We start from the raw sequence: 14,250 nt of genomic DNA, 5'->3' as shown, positions 1-14,250 counted from the left end.
CGGCCTGCCGGCCAGCCGGCGTCAGTCGCCTTCCACGTCCACGGTGATGTGGGGAAAGTGCCTGGCCAGGTCCCGTGCCCATTGCGCGGCGTCATAGGGAATGCCGCGTTCCGATGGGAAGCGCAGGCTTTCTCCGTCATGACCGTACAGGAAGACGCGGTCCTCGCTTTCCTCCGGACGCTGCACGCGGATGCGCGCCACGTCGCCCAGCGCGATCGCGTGCTCGCCCGGGCCCACCGCGTTGTCCCACCACCACAGCGTGCGCGTCTCGAGGTCCAGCCGGCTGCCCCAGCGTCGTGCATGCACCAGCATCGCCAGTGACGATCCGGCCAGCACGACACCCATCGCGAACGCGATGGGCACCAGCCACGGTGCGCACTCGCGTCCGCTCGCATCGCAGTTGCTGGCAGGGTCCACGACCAGGCCCGCGTAAACGAACATGGCGCCGACCAGCAGCATGCCGTACACGCGGAGATCGCGACGGCTGTTGCTGGCTTGTCGGAGCTTGCGCATGCGGGACTAGCGGATGATGAAGTCGATGAACTTCGCCACCCTGGAATAAGGCGGCTTCAGCAGGTCGCTGCCCGCGCGGCGCGGCTGCCACAGCACCGGCAGCGCCTTGCTCATGGCATCGAAGCCGGCGCGGCCGTGGTACGCGCCCATGCCACTGGGCCCGATGCCGCCGAACGGTAGTGCGTTGATGCCGAAATGCAGCACGGTGTCGTTGACGGTGACGCCGCCTGCCAGCGTGGCGCCCAGGATCTTCTCCACCCGGGCACGGTCGTGGCTGAAGGGATACAGCGCGAGCGGCCGGTCGTGCGCGTTGACATAGGCCAGCGCCTCGTCGAGCGAGCCGACGGTGCGGATCGGCAGGATGGGGCCGAAGATCTCGTCCTGCATCACCTTCGCGTCGTCGCCCGGTTCGATCACGACCGTGGGCGCGAACAGGCGCTGCGTGCGGTCATGCTTCGCTGCCAGCGGGATGACCTCGTGGCCACGCTGGCGCGCGTCGTCCAGGTAGCCGTCCAGCCGTGCGAACTGGCCGTCGTTGATGATGCGGGTGAAGTCGCCGGCATCGGACAGGTCGCCGTAGCGCGCGGCGACCTGCTCACGCAACGCCTGCACCAGCGCGTCGCGTCGCTCGCGGCCGACCAGCAGCACGTAGTCCGGCGCGATGCAGGTCTGCCCGCCGTTGAACCACTTGCCGGTGGCCAGGCGCGCGGCGGCCTGGTCCACCGGAAAGTCGTCGCAGACGATGGCCGGCGACTTGCCGCCGAGTTCCAGCGTCAGCGGCGTCAGGTTCGGCGCGGCGGCAGCCATCACCTTGCGGCCCACGGCGGTGGAGCCGGTGAACACCAGATGGTCGAACGGCAGCGCGGCGAATGCGCCCGCCACGTCGGCACCGCCGGCGGCGACGCTGACGCGCTCCGGCGGGAACACCTCCGCCAGCAGCGAACGCAGGAAGGCGGTGGTGCGCGGCGTGTGCTCCGAGGGTTTCAGGTAGACATGGTTGCCGGCTGCGATGGCGGTGGCGAGCGGGATCAGCGCCAGGTTGACCGGGTAGTTCCAAGGCGAAATCACGCCCACCACGCCAACGGGTTCCTGACGGATCTCCGCCCGGGCTGGCCAGAAGCGCCAGCCCACGCCGACGCGCTTCAGCTTCATCCAGCGGCGCAGGTGCGAGGCGAGGTGGTCGATCTCGTTGAGCACGGTCATGCCATCGGCAATCAACGACTCGTGCCGAGAGCGATGGCCGAAGTCGGCGGCGATCGTGTCCGCCATTTCCGGCAGCCGCCGCTTCAGTGCATCGCGCAGCCGCTGCAGGTCGTCGCGCCGCTGCGCACGGTCCGGCTTGCGCTGCTGCCATGCGCCGCGCAACCGTTGCAGCGTCGGCGCGAGGTCGTCGAGCGGCGTATCGCCGTCGGAGATGCGGGCGCCGGCGCCGGCGCCGGGCGCGGCGTCCGCCGAGGCAGCCGTGATCGCGGCGTTGGCGGCGGTGATGGCCGCGTTCGCGGCAGTGGTGGCGGCATGCGGGAAGGTGGTCATCGGCCGAGTGTATGCCGTCGTTCCGGAGCCGGCGCACTACAATCCCGGCATGGACCCGAATCTGACCGCCCTGCGCCCCTACCTTGACCGCTTTCCCGTCCTCGGGCCGCGCGTCTACGTCGACCCGGCCGCCACGGTCATCGGCGACGTGGAACTGGCCGAGGACGTGTCCGTCTGGCCGGGCACCATCCTGCGCGGCGACGTCAATCACATCCGGGTCGGCGCGCGCACCAACGTGCAGGACGGCACCATCGTGCATGTCAGCCACCACAGCCCGTACAACAAGGCGGGCCATCCGACGCTGATCGGTGCCGACGTCACCATCGGCCACGGCACCATCATCCACGCGTGCACGATCGAGGACCTGTGCCTGATCGGCATGGGCGCGTGCATCCTGGACGGTGCGACCGTGAAGAAGTACGGCTTCCTGGGCGCCGGTGCGATCCTCGGCCCCGGCAAGGTGGTCGGCGAGGCCGAACTGTGGCTGGGCAATCCGGCCCGTTTCGCCCGGGCGCTCACCGACCGGGAAATCGAAAGCCTGCATTATTCCGCCGGGCACTACGTGAAGCTGAAGGACCGTTACCTGCAGGCGACGGCGCCTGCGGCATGATGGCCGGCGGCGCGTCCGCGTCGCCCTGGGAGAACCGCATGGCCTGGAAACCGGAGGGCTACACCTCGGTGGCCCCGTACCTCGTCGTCGATGGCGCGCAGCGCACGATCGACTTCCTCGTCGCCGTGTTCGACGCGCACCCGCTGCGCATGCATCCCCTGGGCGACCGCCTGGGCCATGCCGAAGTCCGCATCGACGACACGGTGCTGATGCTCGCCGATGGCATGGAGGGCTGGCCACCCATCGCCAGCCACGTGCACCTCTATGTGCCGGACGTGGAAGCCACCTGGTCGCGCGCGCTGGCTGCCGGTGCCGAGCCGGTACAGGCGCCCGCGGAAAAAGGCGATGGCGACCGCCGGGGCGGCTTCCGCGATGCCGGCGGCACTACCTGGTGGATCTCCACGCAGGTGGCATGACCGCAGCGCGGCCTCAGGGTGCCGTCGCGCGTTCCAGCGCCGCCAGCAAGGCCATCGCCTCGGTGCGGCTGGCACCGCACATGTCCGCGCCGGGTTTCAGCGTGGCGCAGAACGCGGGTCGCTCGGGCTGGCCGAACAGGCGGCAGCGCAGCGCGTCGTCCAGGTGCACGCACGGCACGCCCGCCGGCTTGCCCTGCGGCATGCCCGGGATCGGCGAAGTGATCGACGGCGCGGTGCAGCAGGCGGCGCAGCCGGAACGGCAAGGGAAGGCGGTGTCCACGATGGCGCGCAGTGTAGGGTGTGCCGCGGCTGGGCAAGCACCGCGTTCGCGGCTAAAGTCGCCGGGCAGGGGGAAAGCGCATGGACAGCGGGACACGCAGGCTCCACCACATCGATCAGGTCGCGGCCGCCACGCCGCCAGGGGACTGTTGCCCGTGGTGAGTGCGTGATGCTGGACACCTACCGCGAAGTCGTCACCCCCGAGGGCGTGGGCCTGCATCTTCCGGCGGCCGGTCCGGTGCCGCGCGCGCTGGCGTGGGGGATCGACCTGGTGATCCGGCTCGGCATCGTGATGGTGATGGCCATGCTGCTCGCCCTGCTCGGCAAGGTGGGAGACGGGCTGTATCTGATCGTGGTGTTCCTGGTGTTCTGGGCCTATCCGATCGTGCTGGAGTCCGCGTGGCGCGGGCAGACGCCGGGGAAGAAGGCGCTGGGCCTGCGGGTGGTGGCGGCCGATGGCGCGCCGGTCGGCTGGCTGGCGGCGATCACCCGCAACCTGTTGCGCACCGTGGACATGCTGCCGTTCGGCTATGCGGTGGGCCTGGTCGCGAGCCTGGTCGATCCGCATGCGCGCCGTCTCGGCGACATGGTCGCGGGCACGCTGGTGGTGCATGCCGGGCGCGAGCGCAGCCACGCGCCGGCGCCGGTCAACACGGTCTTCGTACCCCCGGCGCAGCTGCTGCCGGAAGAACAGGGCGCGATCGTCGCGTTCGGCGAACGTGCGCCCCAGCTGACATCCTCGCGCCAGGAAGAACTGGCCAACCTCGCCCAGCCGATCACCGCCGCGCAGGGACAGGCCGGCGTGCAGCGGCTCTATGGCATGGCCAACTGGCTGTTGGGGCGGCGATGAGGCAGGAACAGTTCGTCGCCCGCCACCAGGCCGAATGGCAGGCCTTCGAATCCTGGCTGCATGCGCGCGGCGAGAGCGCGCGCCAGGCGCGCCGCGAGCGCAACAACGGCGAGCTGACCGACGAGGACGTCCCGGCCCGCTACCGCCGCATCTGCCAGCACCTCGCACTGGCGCGCCGGCGCGGCTACAGCCCGGTGGTCGTGGAGCGCCTGCAGGGGCTGATGCAGCAGGGGCACGGCGTGCTGTACCGCACGCCGCCGCCGCGCTGGCAGCGTGCGGTGCGCTTCCTGCTGGCGGACTTCCCGCGGCTGGTGCGCAGCGAGGCCGGCTGCATGTGGGTGGCGGCAGCGGTGTTCGTGGTCCCGCTGGTGCTGATGTTCGTCCTGCTGCAGGTGCGCCCAGAGCTGGTCTACAGCATCGTGTCGCCCGAACAGGTGGCGATGTACGAGCGCATGTACGACCCCACCGACCCTAGCCACGCCCTGGGCCGCGAAAGCGGCACCGACTGGCAGATGTTCGGCCACTACATCTGGAACAACATCAGCATCGGCCTGCGCACGTTCGCGGGCGGCTTGCTGGCCGGCGTCGGCGCGCTGTTCGTGCTGGTCGTCAACGGCGTCGGCATCGGCACGGTGTTCGGCCACCTGCAGCAGATCGGTTATGGCGACCCGTTGTGGCGTTTCGTCTGCGGGCACGCGCCGTTCGAGCTGACCGGGATCGTCCTGGCCGGCGGCGCCGGCCTGCGCCTTGGGCTGGGTCTGGTGGCGCCCGGCCGGCACCGCCGCATCGATGCGCTCGCGATCGCCGGGAGGAAAGGGGCGCGGCTGTGCCTGGGGGTGGCGTTCATGCTGCTGGTGGCGGCCTTCATCGAAGCGTTCTGGTCGTCGACGCAGTCCATTCCCGCAGCCGTGAAGTACAGCGTGTCCGGCGTGCTGTGGACACTGGTCGCACTGTGGCTCGGCCTCGGCGGACGCGGGGTGGCCGATGAGGATTGAAGACCTGACGGTCCGTCTGCGCGCGCGTTCGGACTGGGAAGCCGTCGAACTGGGCATGGCACTGGTACGGCGGCATGCCGGGGCGGTCTGGAGGCCGTGGCTGTGGCTGACCCTGCCGGTGTTCGCGCTGCTCAACCTCGGTGCCTGGTGGATCGACCGCATCTGGCTGGCTGCGGTGGTGATGTGGTGGCTGAAGCCCGCGTTCGACCGCATTCCGCTGTACGTGGTCTCGCGCGCCGTGTTCGGCAGCGTGCCCGGCACGCGCGCGACCCTGCGGGCGCAGTTGGGCTGGGGCACGCGCATGCTGCCGCACCTGCTCACGTGGCGCCGCTTCAGTCCGGTGCGTTCGCTGTACATGCCGATCGACCTGCTGGAGGGCGTGCAGGGCGAACGCCTGCGCCAGCGTCGCCGCGTGCTGGGCGGCGATGCGTACAGCACCGGCATCCTGCTGACCTGGATCTGCCTGCTGTTCCAGGGGGTGCTGATGCTGGGCGGGGCCATGGCCGTGGTCATGTACCTGCCGCAGGACCTGTTGCCGGACAGCGTGCAGGCGGCGTTCCGCGTGGCCGCGCTGGAGTGGCCGGTATGGTTCCAGCTGGCCTGGAACGCGCTGGCGTGGGCGGCGGTCAGCGTCGTCGAACCGTTCTACGTAGGCGCCGGCTTCGGCCTGTACCTCAACCGGCGCACGCAGATCGAGGCCTGGGACCTGGAGATCGTGTTCCGCAAGCTGCGCGCGCGCCTGGCGGCGGCCGCACCGCTGGTCCTGGTCGCGGCGCTGTGGATGGGCATGGCCGGCGGCGCCGACGCGCAGGAGCGCCATGGCGCGCCGGATACAGCGCCCGTGCCCGAGGCCACTGCGCCCGACGCGGCGCCGACGCCGCCCACCCTGCCCATCGTGTTCGGCGAACAGCGGGTCGATGACAGCGCCTTCCGCAAGGCGGCCGACCAGGCCTACCGCGATCCAGACCTCGACCGCACGCTCGTGCAGTCCAACTGGGAGCGCCGCAACGCCGGGCAGGAAACGCCCGAGGAAGCGCCCGATCGCGACAACGCGTTGCTGGCCGGCATCGGCAACGTGCTGGCCTTCGTCGGCGAGTGGGGACTCTGGCTGGTCGTGGGCGTACTGGTGGCGGTGCTGCTCGCGACGGTGCGCCACTGGTGGCCGTGGATGCGCGGCATCGCGCGCGGCCCGGTCGCCGCGCCCGACGCACCGCAGACGGATGCGCTGGTGCTGCCCGAGGCGCTGCCCGACGACATCGCCACGGCCGCGCGCCGGCTGTGGCGCGAAGGTCGCCCGCGCCACGCGCTTGCGCTGCTCTACCGCGCCAGCGTGGACAGCATGAGCCAGCGCGCCGACATCGTGCTGCCGCCCGGGGCCACCGAGGCCGAATGCCTGCGTGCCTCGCGCCGCATGCCGCAGGCGGAAGACCGGCAGAGTTTCGCGCGCATGGTGCGGACGTGGCAGTACGCCGCCTACGCGGAACGCCTGCCGGCCGAAGACGAGTTCGACGCGCTGGTGGGCGAACTGCAGCAACGCTACGGGTGGGCGACATGACCTCCGCACGCCACAAGGGCCGGTGGGTGGGCGCGGGCCTGATGGTCCTGCTGCTCGTGGCGGTGCTGCTGGTGCTGTGGTTCCGGCACACGTTCCATCGGGTCGAGAAGACGTTGTACCTGCCGCCGTCCGGCGAGGCCGCCTACAACCCGCTGTATGCGTTGGCGAAGACACTGGAAGCGGACGGCGTGAAGGTCGACGCGCGCCAGCGCCTGATGCTGGACGACAACCCGCTCGCCCCCGGCGACACGCTGCTGCTGTTCAACGATCCGCGCGCGCTGTCGCCGCCGGAGGCCGAACGCCTGCTGGAGTGGGTGGAAGGCGGCGGCCACCTGCTGATCCGCACGCCCTTGTATTCGCCGGGCGAAGACCTGTCCGGACGGGACGCGACGCCGCCCGCGATGCTGGACCTGCTGTCGGCGTGGCTGGCGGACGAGGGCCCCCGATGCGAAGACCTCCAGGTGGAGGGCGAAGGCCACCACGTCGAGTTCTGCCGCGGCCGCCGCTTCGTCTTTGACGACGTGGTGCCCGAGCTGGCCTGGGGTGACCTGCAGGCCGGCTACGTCTATGCGCGCCTGGCGGTGGGCAAGGGCCATGTCGACGTGCTGGCCGACTTCGACTTCCTCGCCAACACCGCCGCGCGCGGCTTCCTGCAGGACACGCCGGATGTCGCGCCGTCCGGCGGCCTGCGCGACGGTCCGCACCGCGCGCTGGCGCGGCAGGTGCTGGCGCCCAACTATGGCCAGGGCACGATGCACCTGGTCTACGCGGCGGAAATGCCGTCGTTGTGGCGCACCCTCTACCTGCAGGGCTGGATGGTGTGGGCGCCGTTGCTGCTCGCCCTGCTGGCCTGGCTGTGGATGCGCATGCAGCGCTTTGGTCCACCGGTGCCGTCGCCAGCCGGCGAGCGACGCTCGTTGCTCGAACATGTCCGCGCCAGCGGCGAACATCTCTATCGCTACGGTCGCGGCGTGATGCTCTATTCCGCCGTCCGGCAGGCGTTCCTGGCGCGCCTGCGTCGGCGCGATCCGGTCGCCGCCGCGCTCGCCGGCGAGCCGCAGGTCGCGGCCATCGCCGAACGTACCGGCCAGCCCGCCGACCGTGTCCGCACCGCCCTCAACGTCCCTGCCTCGCACGACCGGCAGGCTTTCCGCGACCGCATCGCCCTGTTGATCCAACTGAGAAACCGCCTATGAACGACGAGACCGCCGCCGCGCCGCCCGCGCTTCCGCCGATGCCCGGCAACGCGCTGTCCCAGCGCGTCGAAGCCGTGCGCGACGAAGTGTCCAAGGCCTTCATCGGACAGCCCGACGTGCTGGACCAGATCCTGATCGCGCTGCTTGCCGGCGGCCACGTGCTGATCGAAGGCGTACCCGGCCTCGGCAAGACGCTGCTGGTGCGTGCGCTGTCGCAGGCGCTGGAGCTGACCTACGCGCGCGTGCAGTTCACGCCCGACCTGATGCCCAGCGACGTCAGCGGCCATGCCGTCTACGACCCGAAGACGGAGAGCTTCCAGATCCGCCGCGGTCCGGTGTTCACCAACATCCTGCTGGCCGACGAGATCAACCGCGCGCCGGCCAAGACCCAGTCCGCCCTGCTGGAAGTGATGCAGGAAGGGCAGGTCACGATCGAAGGCACGTCGTTCGCGCTGTCGCCACCGTTCATCGCACTGGCCACGCAGAACCCGGTGGAGCAGGAAGGCACGTATCCGCTGCCGGAAGCGCAGCTGGACCGCTTCCTGCTGAAGGTGCTGATCGACTACCCGGCGCTGGAAGACGAGAAGCGCATGGTCGATGCCATCACCACGGGTCGCACCGCCGCCGACTTCGATCTGTCGCAGGTGAAGCGCGTCGTCGGTGCGGCCGACATCGCTGCGATGCAGCGGGAGACCGCTGCGATCCGTGTGGATCCGGAAGTCATCGACTACGCCGTGCGCATCGTCGCCGCCACCCGCAAATGGCCAGGCATTTCGCTCGGCGCGGGGCCGCGCGGCAGCATCGCCCTGGTACGCGCGGCGCGTGCGCAGGCCGTGCTGCAGGGACGCGATTTCGTCACGCCCGACGACGTGCGCGACATCGCCCGCCCCGCATTGCGCCACCGCATCACCCTCGCCCCCGAACTGCAGATCGAAGGACAGTCGCCGGACGATGCGCTGCGTGCGCTGCTGGCGAAGGTGGACGCGCCCCGCAAATGAGGCCGGCGCCGCTGCTCATCGCCCTGATCGCAGGCTGGGGACTGGCCGGCCTGGCCGTGCCTTTCCTCGGCTGGCCGTTGTGGCAGTGGCAGCTGGCCGGCGCGGCGGTGCTGGTGGTCGCCGCGCTCGATGCCTGGGGGCTGCGCGCCCGTCCCACGCCCGAGGCCACGCGCGAGATTCCCGATGCGCTGCCGCTGGGCATCGAGCGCGATGTCGCGCTGGGCTTCGAGTCGCGGGTGCGCCAGCGGCTGGATGTGTTCGACCTGCATCCGGGCGGCTGGGCATCGACAGGCCTGCCGCGCCGGCTGGCACTGGCGCCCATGTCGGCGACCCGCATCACCTATAGCCTGCGTCCTGCCGCGCGCGGCGATGCCCACTTCGACGGCGTGCAGCTGCGCCTGCATTCCCGGCTGGCGTTGTGGCGGCAATCGCGGGTCGCCGGCATGCCGCAGCGGGTACGCGTGTATCCGAACTTCGCACCGCTGACGCGTTTCGCACTCTTCAGCGCGGAGCAGGCCTCCCGCCTGGTGGGCGCGCACCTCAAGCGGCGCCGTGGCGAAGGCACCGACTTCCACCAGATGCGCGAGTACCGCGTCGGCGACAGCCTGCGCCAGGTCGACTGGAAGGCCACCGCGCGCTCGCGCAAGCTGATCTCGCGCGAGTACCAGGACGAGAAGAACCAGCAGCTGGTCATGCTGATCGACACCGGCCGCCGGATGATGGCGCGCGAGGACGAACTGGGCCATTTCGACCACGTACTCAACGCGTCGCTCGTCGTGTCCTACCTGGCGTTGCGCCAGGGCGATGGCGTGGGGCTGTTCGCCGCCGGCGGCGACAGCCGCTGGGTCGCGCCGCAACGCGGCATGGCCGCCATCGATACGCTGCTGCGCGCCAGCTACGACCTGCAACCGCGCCCCGTGGCCACCGATTACCTGGCCGCCGCCACCGAACTGAGCCTGCGGCAGCGTCGCCGTGCCTTGGTGATGCTGGTCACCAATGTCCGCGACGAGGATATCGACGACCTGCTCGCCGCGGTGCGCCTGCTGCAGAAGCGGCACCTGGTCTGCGTGGCCAGCCTGCGCGAAACGTCGCTGGACGAGGCGCTGGACGACGACGTGCGCGATCTGCAGGGCGCGATCCATGCCGGCGCGGTCGCGCGATACCTCGAGCAGCGCACGGCCGCGCACGAGGCGCTTCGCAGCCATCGCGTCATGGTGCTGGACGTCACCGCCGACGAACTCCCCGCGGCGCTGGTGGAACGCTATCTGGCCGTCAAGCGGGACGGGGTGCTGTAGCGTGGGCATGCGGGCGCTCGCTGCGTGTCTGCTGCTGGGGGCGACCGGCCTGTCCGGCGCAGGCGAAGACGCGGCCGGCGTCGAACGCATCCGGCTGCAATCGGATGCGTTGGTCGTCGAGATCACGCCATCGCTCGGCGGCCGCGTTCTGCACGTGAGCCGCGTCGGGCGCCGCAACCTGATCAAGATCGGCGAGCCGGTCGCCTCGCAACCAACGCCACGGGTGGCTGCGGATGCGGACGACATCGGCTATCTCGGCCACGATGTCTGGATGGGTCCGCAGCGCGGCTGGTGGTCCGACCAGGATGCGAATCCGTCGCGGCGCGACGAGAAAGCGGTCTGGCCGCCGGATCCCTACCTGGCATTCGCGCGGACGCGGGTGATCGCGCGCTCACCGGACCGGCTCGTGCTCGAGGGCGTCGACAGCCCGGTCACCGGCGTGCGCTTGCTGAAATCGTTCGCGTTCGATCCTGCGGATCCCGCCACCGTCGTGGTGACGGCGACCGCCCGCAACATCCGCGACCGTCCTCTCGCCCGTGACCTGTGGTTCAACACGCGCACGTCCGCCGCGACGCGCGTCTACGTGCCGGTCGCCGATGCGCGCGACGTGCGGGTGGAGGGCGCAGTGGACGCCGTGCCCGCCTGGCGGATCGACGCGGGCGTGTTCGCGTTCCTGCCCCCGCCACCGGCCACGGCGATGCGTCGCGGCAAGGTGTTACTGCAGCCGTCGGCGGGCTGGATGGCCGGCTTCGCGCAGGGCCAGGCGTTCGTGATCCGTTTCGACCTGCAACCGCGCGAGGCCATCCATCCCGACCATGGCCAGGTCGAGCTGTATCTCGACCACGCCCGCGACCTCCGCGCCGGACTGCTGGAAATGGAAATGCACGCGCCGTTCCGCACGCTCGCCCCGGGCGCGGCGATGCAGGCGCGCGAGCGCTGGACCGTCCTGCCCTACGAAGGGCCGGAGACGCAGGACGCGCAGGTCGCGTTCCTGTGCCAACGCCTGGACCTTTGCGCCGTCGCCGAGTGAGGCCTGGCGCGCGTCAGCGCCGGTCGTCGATGCCCCTGCCCGTCGCGGTCCACCACAGACCGCCGTAAAGATGCGCCAGATAGGCGGGATCGTCGTACAGCGCCGGCGTGTGTCCGAGTGCCGTGACGAAGACGCGGCCACCGTCGTAAGCGTGGTACCAGGCGACGGGATGATCCTTGCCCATGCCCCGCGCCACCTGCCCGGGCCAGATGCGGGTCGGGTCGTAGGTGGACTCGTCCACGCTCAACACCGTCCGCAGGCCGGGCACGAGCGGGTCATGGAATTCGTACCACTCGTCCGTCCAGATCCAGCGCGACGGCAGGTTGAATGTCGCCGGGAACGAGGGATCGTCCACGCGCACCGTCGCCGTCTGCACCATCGGGTGGACCCGGAACGAGCGGCCGATCAGTTTCTCGAACCAGGGCCACTCGCCGGGCGGATTGAAGATCAGTGCGCGATGCACCGCCATCACGCCGCCCCCGGCGCGGACGTAGGCCTCGAGCGTGCCGCGCTGTGCCCCTTTCAGTTCATCGCCCGGCGTGTTGAGGAGCACCACGGCCGCATACGGCGAGAGGTCGCCGTCGAACGGCGTGCTGTTCCACGACCAGGTCAGGTCGAAGCCGTGCACCTGCGCCATGCGTTCGAACTGCGGCTTGGCGACCACGGCGTAGTCATGGTGATAACGGTTGGGGATGGCGACGACCAGTACCTTGAAAGCGCCCTGTGCGACCGCCGGAAGGGAACCGAAGCCAAGCAGTATTGCTAACAAGCATTTCACCGGGAGCGTCACGGCCACTCTTTGTGATTTCACCAACCTGTTCCGTACTAATTCCTGAAAAGCGAAGCGAGAACGGTTCAAGTCGAGTTCGTGTCCATAGATTGTTCCAAGCTAAAGCACGCGCGTGTCCAACTGTCGCAGCATTCGACTAGTGACGGGTTGCGTCGCATCCCGACAAAGAATTCGAGATCATCCATTTGAGTAGGAATTATCCATTCGCACTCCATTGACAAAAGTCCCATCGAGGAAAGTTCCTTCATGAGAGATGCAAACGAGCCGGGTGTAAAGGACCAACAATGAACATCATGATAAGTATCATGATGTTCAGCATCCGCAGCTATCGCATATGCTCCTTCGTCAGAGTACATCCGCTTTAGAAGGGAGACATCCAGCGCCCCTCTCCACGCTTCAGCGCAATTGACCTCCGCCGCATTCAGCGCGAAATCCAGGATGCGAGAGGCGCTTGGCTTGCGACGCTTCCGAAGATGTTCCGTGAGAACGTCAGCGAGCGTTGTCGTCTCTCTTAGATAATCAAAAGTGTACCGCTTGTCTGGTATTGCAAGACGAACGAGGCCGCTGGGTCGTAAGGCATCATGTATTTCTTGAAGCCACGCAACCAAGTCCGGGACATGCTCCACTACGTGGGAGGCTAAAAGGTAGTCGGCGCCGGCCCAGGTTGCACCGCTTCCATCAGCAGCGCTTGCCACCGCCGCGTTGAGTGTATTGTCGCCCCATACCGCATCTACATGGAGAAGTTCCAAGTTGATGCGGTGGTCTGCAGACCATCGGCGTTTTAGTTCGGCGGTGTCACAATGGTCGACATAGAAAATCGTCCCCTCGCTCTTCTTCACGAGCGATTTGTCGAGAGGTCCCACTTCAATGCCCGTCATGTGGCGTAGATCAAGTCCCTGAAGCATCTTTTCTTTGCGATTCATGAGAGCCTCCACGTTGGCCTTCGTGAGCGATGCAGTAATAGGACCAACACATCGACTGGGTTACCGTAGTACCTCGTCATTCTGCACATGCGCCATCGCTTTGCAGGCACCGCAGGCCAGCATGACCAGGCCGACGGCGGAGACGAGGCCGATCAGCATGCCGAGGGCACTGAACAGGCCCATCATGCCGCTCACCGATGCATAGCCATCGGTCGCGTGGTTGATCACCCAGGCCTGCCACACGCTCATCGCGCCGCGCAGCACGGTGGTGAGCAGCATCAGCGAGATGCCGGCCAGCGCCAGTTTGCGACCGGGTGCCGGTGGCGCCCACATCGCCAGCATCGCGGTACCGGCCACGCAGGCCAGCAGGTCGGGCAACTGGTAGCCGAGCATCGTCAGCAACTGGGTGAGGAATCCGTCCATGCATGTCTCCGTGCCGATGGACGTCCAATGTATAGCAAAGCCAGGCACGGCTTCACCCTGCCGGGTTCATTCGTCTGTCGTCTGTCGTGCTTGGCGGCGGATGCGACGTTCTTCGTCGGGCGTGAGGTGGTGGATGGCCGAGGGCGAAGGCGCAAGCATCGTCAGTGTCGAGGTCGCCGGTTCGTAACGCGCCACGTACTGCCGCATGCCGATGTACAGCAAGCCCGCGCGCTCATCCCAGGCCGAAGAACGGGGTGGAAAAAGCGCCAGGGTGCCTTTGGCAGAACCATATGCAGGCCGGACGTTGCGTCGACACGCACCAAGGCGTCGTGCAGGGCGATCAGCAGGTCGTCGCGTTCGGTAACGGAGACGGTCAGGGGAGCACCGGGCAGGTGCATGAGCGTCGTGGCCTGCCACCTGTCCAGGGACTTGTCGAGCGCGACCACAGTGCCTCGCGACGATCCCAGGTGCGCAAGGCCTTCGATGGCATGCCATCGGTCCTTCCATTCGAAGAACGCCACGACATGGTCGGAGGACACGGGATAACGCGTCGCCCCATCGACGCTGTACCAGTACAGCACGGCGCCGAACTCCCCGTTGTTGAAGGCCACCAGCCAACCATCGTCGACACGCTGGACGATGACGCCGTCATCGTACTGGCCGGGCGAAGGCAGGAACGAGGGCCGGCCGGCCGCCGGGCTGGAGTGGGACAGGCGGATGGCGACAATGGCGTCGTCGCGCTGGTCCACCCGCCAGGACACGGGCGAATAGCTGCCCGCGTACTCCCAGACAAGTCGATCTTCGTGCGATGCCTCCGGCGGAACGGGAATCTCGACCCACGCGC

Annotated in this window: 16 protein-coding genes; 9 read left to right on the top strand and 7 right to left on the bottom strand. The window is 68.8% G+C overall.

Annotation, left to right across the window (positions count from 1 at the left end):
* Positions 1–21 precede the first annotated feature (21 nt).
* Positions 22–513: a hypothetical protein gene (locus ACSQ19_RS06310; RefSeq protein ID WP_436000686.1), complete on the bottom strand. Its 492-nt coding sequence runs from the start codon at positions 511–513 to the stop codon at positions 22–24.
* A 6-nt stretch (positions 514–519) separates the two neighbouring features.
* A complete protein-coding gene (locus ACSQ19_RS06305; RefSeq protein ID WP_436000684.1) occupies positions 520–2,046 on the bottom strand; it encodes a coniferyl aldehyde dehydrogenase in 1,527 nt (508 codons plus the stop codon).
* Positions 2,047–2,095: 49 nt separating this feature from the next.
* Between ACSQ19_RS06305 and ACSQ19_RS06300 the strand changes: the two genes are divergently transcribed.
* Together ACSQ19_RS06300 and ACSQ19_RS06295 are read left to right on the top strand one after the other, a co-directional pair.
* Complete coding sequence (locus ACSQ19_RS06300) at positions 2,096–2,656, top strand: gamma carbonic anhydrase family protein (RefSeq protein WP_436000682.1); 561 nt, start codon at positions 2,096–2,098, stop codon at positions 2,654–2,656.
* 38 nt (positions 2,657–2,694) lie between these two features.
* A complete protein-coding gene (locus ACSQ19_RS06295) occupies positions 2,695–3,072 on the top strand; it encodes a VOC family protein (RefSeq protein WP_296278889.1) in 378 nt (125 codons plus the stop codon).
* A 13-nt stretch (positions 3,073–3,085) separates the two neighbouring features.
* On the opposite strand, the gene ACSQ19_RS06290 is transcribed toward ACSQ19_RS06295, so the two are convergent.
* The gene (locus ACSQ19_RS06290) at positions 3,086–3,352 is read right to left on the bottom strand and encodes a YkgJ family cysteine cluster protein (RefSeq protein WP_436000679.1); all 267 of its coding nucleotides are present in this window, start codon (positions 3,350–3,352) and stop codon (positions 3,086–3,088) included.
* A gap of 168 nt (positions 3,353–3,520) precedes the next feature.
* On the opposite strand from ACSQ19_RS06290, the gene ACSQ19_RS06285 reads away from it, so the two are divergent.
* From ACSQ19_RS06285 to ACSQ19_RS06255, 7 genes are read left to right on the top strand one after another with little or no spacing between them, the layout of a single operon-like run.
* The gene (locus ACSQ19_RS06285) at positions 3,521–4,201 is read left to right on the top strand and encodes an RDD family protein (protein WP_296278891.1); all 681 of its coding nucleotides are present in this window, start codon (positions 3,521–3,523) and stop codon (positions 4,199–4,201) included.
* Positions 4,198–5,196: a stage II sporulation protein M gene (locus tag ACSQ19_RS06280; protein WP_296278892.1), complete on the top strand. Its 999-nt coding sequence runs from the start codon at positions 4,198–4,200 to the stop codon at positions 5,194–5,196. The genes ACSQ19_RS06285 and ACSQ19_RS06280 overlap by 4 nt, the downstream gene beginning before the upstream one ends.
* Positions 5,186–6,751, top strand: coding sequence for a DUF4129 domain-containing protein (locus ACSQ19_RS06275; protein ID WP_436000677.1), 1,566 nt, complete (start codon positions 5,186–5,188; stop codon positions 6,749–6,751). Before ACSQ19_RS06280 ends, ACSQ19_RS06275 begins: the two co-directional genes overlap by 11 nt.
* On the top strand, positions 6,748–7,947 hold the full coding sequence (locus ACSQ19_RS06270; protein WP_436000675.1) for a DUF4350 domain-containing protein: 1,200 nt from the start codon (positions 6,748–6,750) through the stop codon (positions 7,945–7,947). Before ACSQ19_RS06275 ends, ACSQ19_RS06270 begins: the two co-directional genes overlap by 4 nt.
* A complete protein-coding gene (locus tag ACSQ19_RS06265) occupies positions 7,944–8,945 on the top strand; it encodes an AAA family ATPase (protein WP_436000673.1) in 1,002 nt (333 codons plus the stop codon). The genes ACSQ19_RS06270 and ACSQ19_RS06265 overlap by 4 nt, the downstream gene beginning before the upstream one ends.
* Entirely contained in the window at positions 8,942–10,240 is a 1,299-nt protein-coding gene (locus ACSQ19_RS06260) for a DUF58 domain-containing protein (RefSeq protein WP_436000671.1), read from the top strand. Before ACSQ19_RS06265 ends, ACSQ19_RS06260 begins: the two co-directional genes overlap by 4 nt.
* Positions 10,241–10,247: 7 nt before the next feature.
* Positions 10,248–11,270 (top strand): DUF4380 domain-containing protein, encoded by a 1,023-nt coding sequence (locus tag ACSQ19_RS06255; protein ID WP_436000669.1) that lies wholly within the window; start codon positions 10,248–10,250, stop codon positions 11,268–11,270.
* A 13-nt stretch (positions 11,271–11,283) separates the two neighbouring features.
* On the opposite strand, the gene ACSQ19_RS06250 is transcribed toward ACSQ19_RS06255, so the two are convergent.
* The 4 genes from ACSQ19_RS06250 to ACSQ19_RS06235 form a co-directional block, all read right to left on the bottom strand.
* Positions 11,284–12,039 carry a ThuA domain-containing protein gene (locus ACSQ19_RS06250; protein WP_436001115.1) on the bottom strand — a complete coding sequence of 252 codons (756 nt, stop codon included), beginning with the start codon at positions 12,037–12,039 and terminating at the stop codon, positions 11,284–11,286.
* Positions 12,040–12,125: 86 nt separating this feature from the next.
* The gene (locus ACSQ19_RS06245; RefSeq protein WP_436000667.1) at positions 12,126–12,983 is read right to left on the bottom strand and encodes a hypothetical protein; all 858 of its coding nucleotides are present in this window, start codon (positions 12,981–12,983) and stop codon (positions 12,126–12,128) included.
* Positions 12,984–13,043: 60 nt separating this feature from the next.
* Entirely contained in the window at positions 13,044–13,406 is a 363-nt protein-coding gene (locus tag ACSQ19_RS06240) for a hypothetical protein (protein ID WP_436000665.1), read from the bottom strand.
* Positions 13,407–13,567: 161 nt separating this feature from the next.
* Complete coding sequence (locus tag ACSQ19_RS06235; RefSeq protein ID WP_436000663.1) at positions 13,568–14,155, bottom strand: hypothetical protein; 588 nt, start codon at positions 14,153–14,155, stop codon at positions 13,568–13,570.
* Between the last annotated feature and the right edge of the window lie 95 nt (positions 14,156–14,250).

The organism is Pseudoxanthomonas sp. LjRoot127 (genome assembly GCF_964253495.1).
Lineage (GTDB): Bacteria > Pseudomonadota > Gammaproteobacteria > Xanthomonadales > Xanthomonadaceae > Pseudoxanthomonas_A.
Note: the sequence above shows the minus strand (reverse complement) of the source record. Positions and strands in the feature narration are given on the sequence as shown.

Coding starts and splice junctions, on each gene's coding strand:
- ACSQ19_RS06310 (WP_436000686.1), bottom strand. CDS start 513: ATGCGCAAGCTCCGACAAGCCAGCAACAGCCGTCGCGATCTCCGCGTG.
- ACSQ19_RS06305 (WP_436000684.1), bottom strand. CDS start 2,046: ATGACCACCTTCCCGCATGCCGCCACCACTGCCGCGAACGCGGCCATC.
- ACSQ19_RS06300 (WP_436000682.1), top strand. CDS start 2,096: ATGGACCCGAATCTGACCGCCCTGCGCCCCTACCTTGACCGCTTTCCC.
- ACSQ19_RS06295 (WP_296278889.1), top strand. CDS start 2,695: ATGGCCTGGAAACCGGAGGGCTACACCTCGGTGGCCCCGTACCTCGTC.
- ACSQ19_RS06285 (WP_296278891.1), top strand. CDS start 3,521: ATGCTGGACACCTACCGCGAAGTCGTCACCCCCGAGGGCGTGGGCCTG.
- ACSQ19_RS06280 (WP_296278892.1), top strand. CDS start 4,198: ATGAGGCAGGAACAGTTCGTCGCCCGCCACCAGGCCGAATGGCAGGCC.
- ACSQ19_RS06275 (WP_436000677.1), top strand. CDS start 5,186: ATGAGGATTGAAGACCTGACGGTCCGTCTGCGCGCGCGTTCGGACTGG.
- ACSQ19_RS06270 (WP_436000675.1), top strand. CDS start 6,748: ATGACCTCCGCACGCCACAAGGGCCGGTGGGTGGGCGCGGGCCTGATG.
- ACSQ19_RS06265 (WP_436000673.1), top strand. CDS start 7,944: ATGAACGACGAGACCGCCGCCGCGCCGCCCGCGCTTCCGCCGATGCCC.
- ACSQ19_RS06260 (WP_436000671.1), top strand. CDS start 8,942: ATGAGGCCGGCGCCGCTGCTCATCGCCCTGATCGCAGGCTGGGGACTG.
- ACSQ19_RS06255 (WP_436000669.1), top strand. CDS start 10,248: ATGCGGGCGCTCGCTGCGTGTCTGCTGCTGGGGGCGACCGGCCTGTCC.
- ACSQ19_RS06245 (WP_436000667.1), bottom strand. CDS start 12,983: ATGAATCGCAAAGAAAAGATGCTTCAGGGACTTGATCTACGCCACATG.
- ACSQ19_RS06240 (WP_436000665.1), bottom strand. CDS start 13,406: ATGGACGGATTCCTCACCCAGTTGCTGACGATGCTCGGCTACCAGTTG.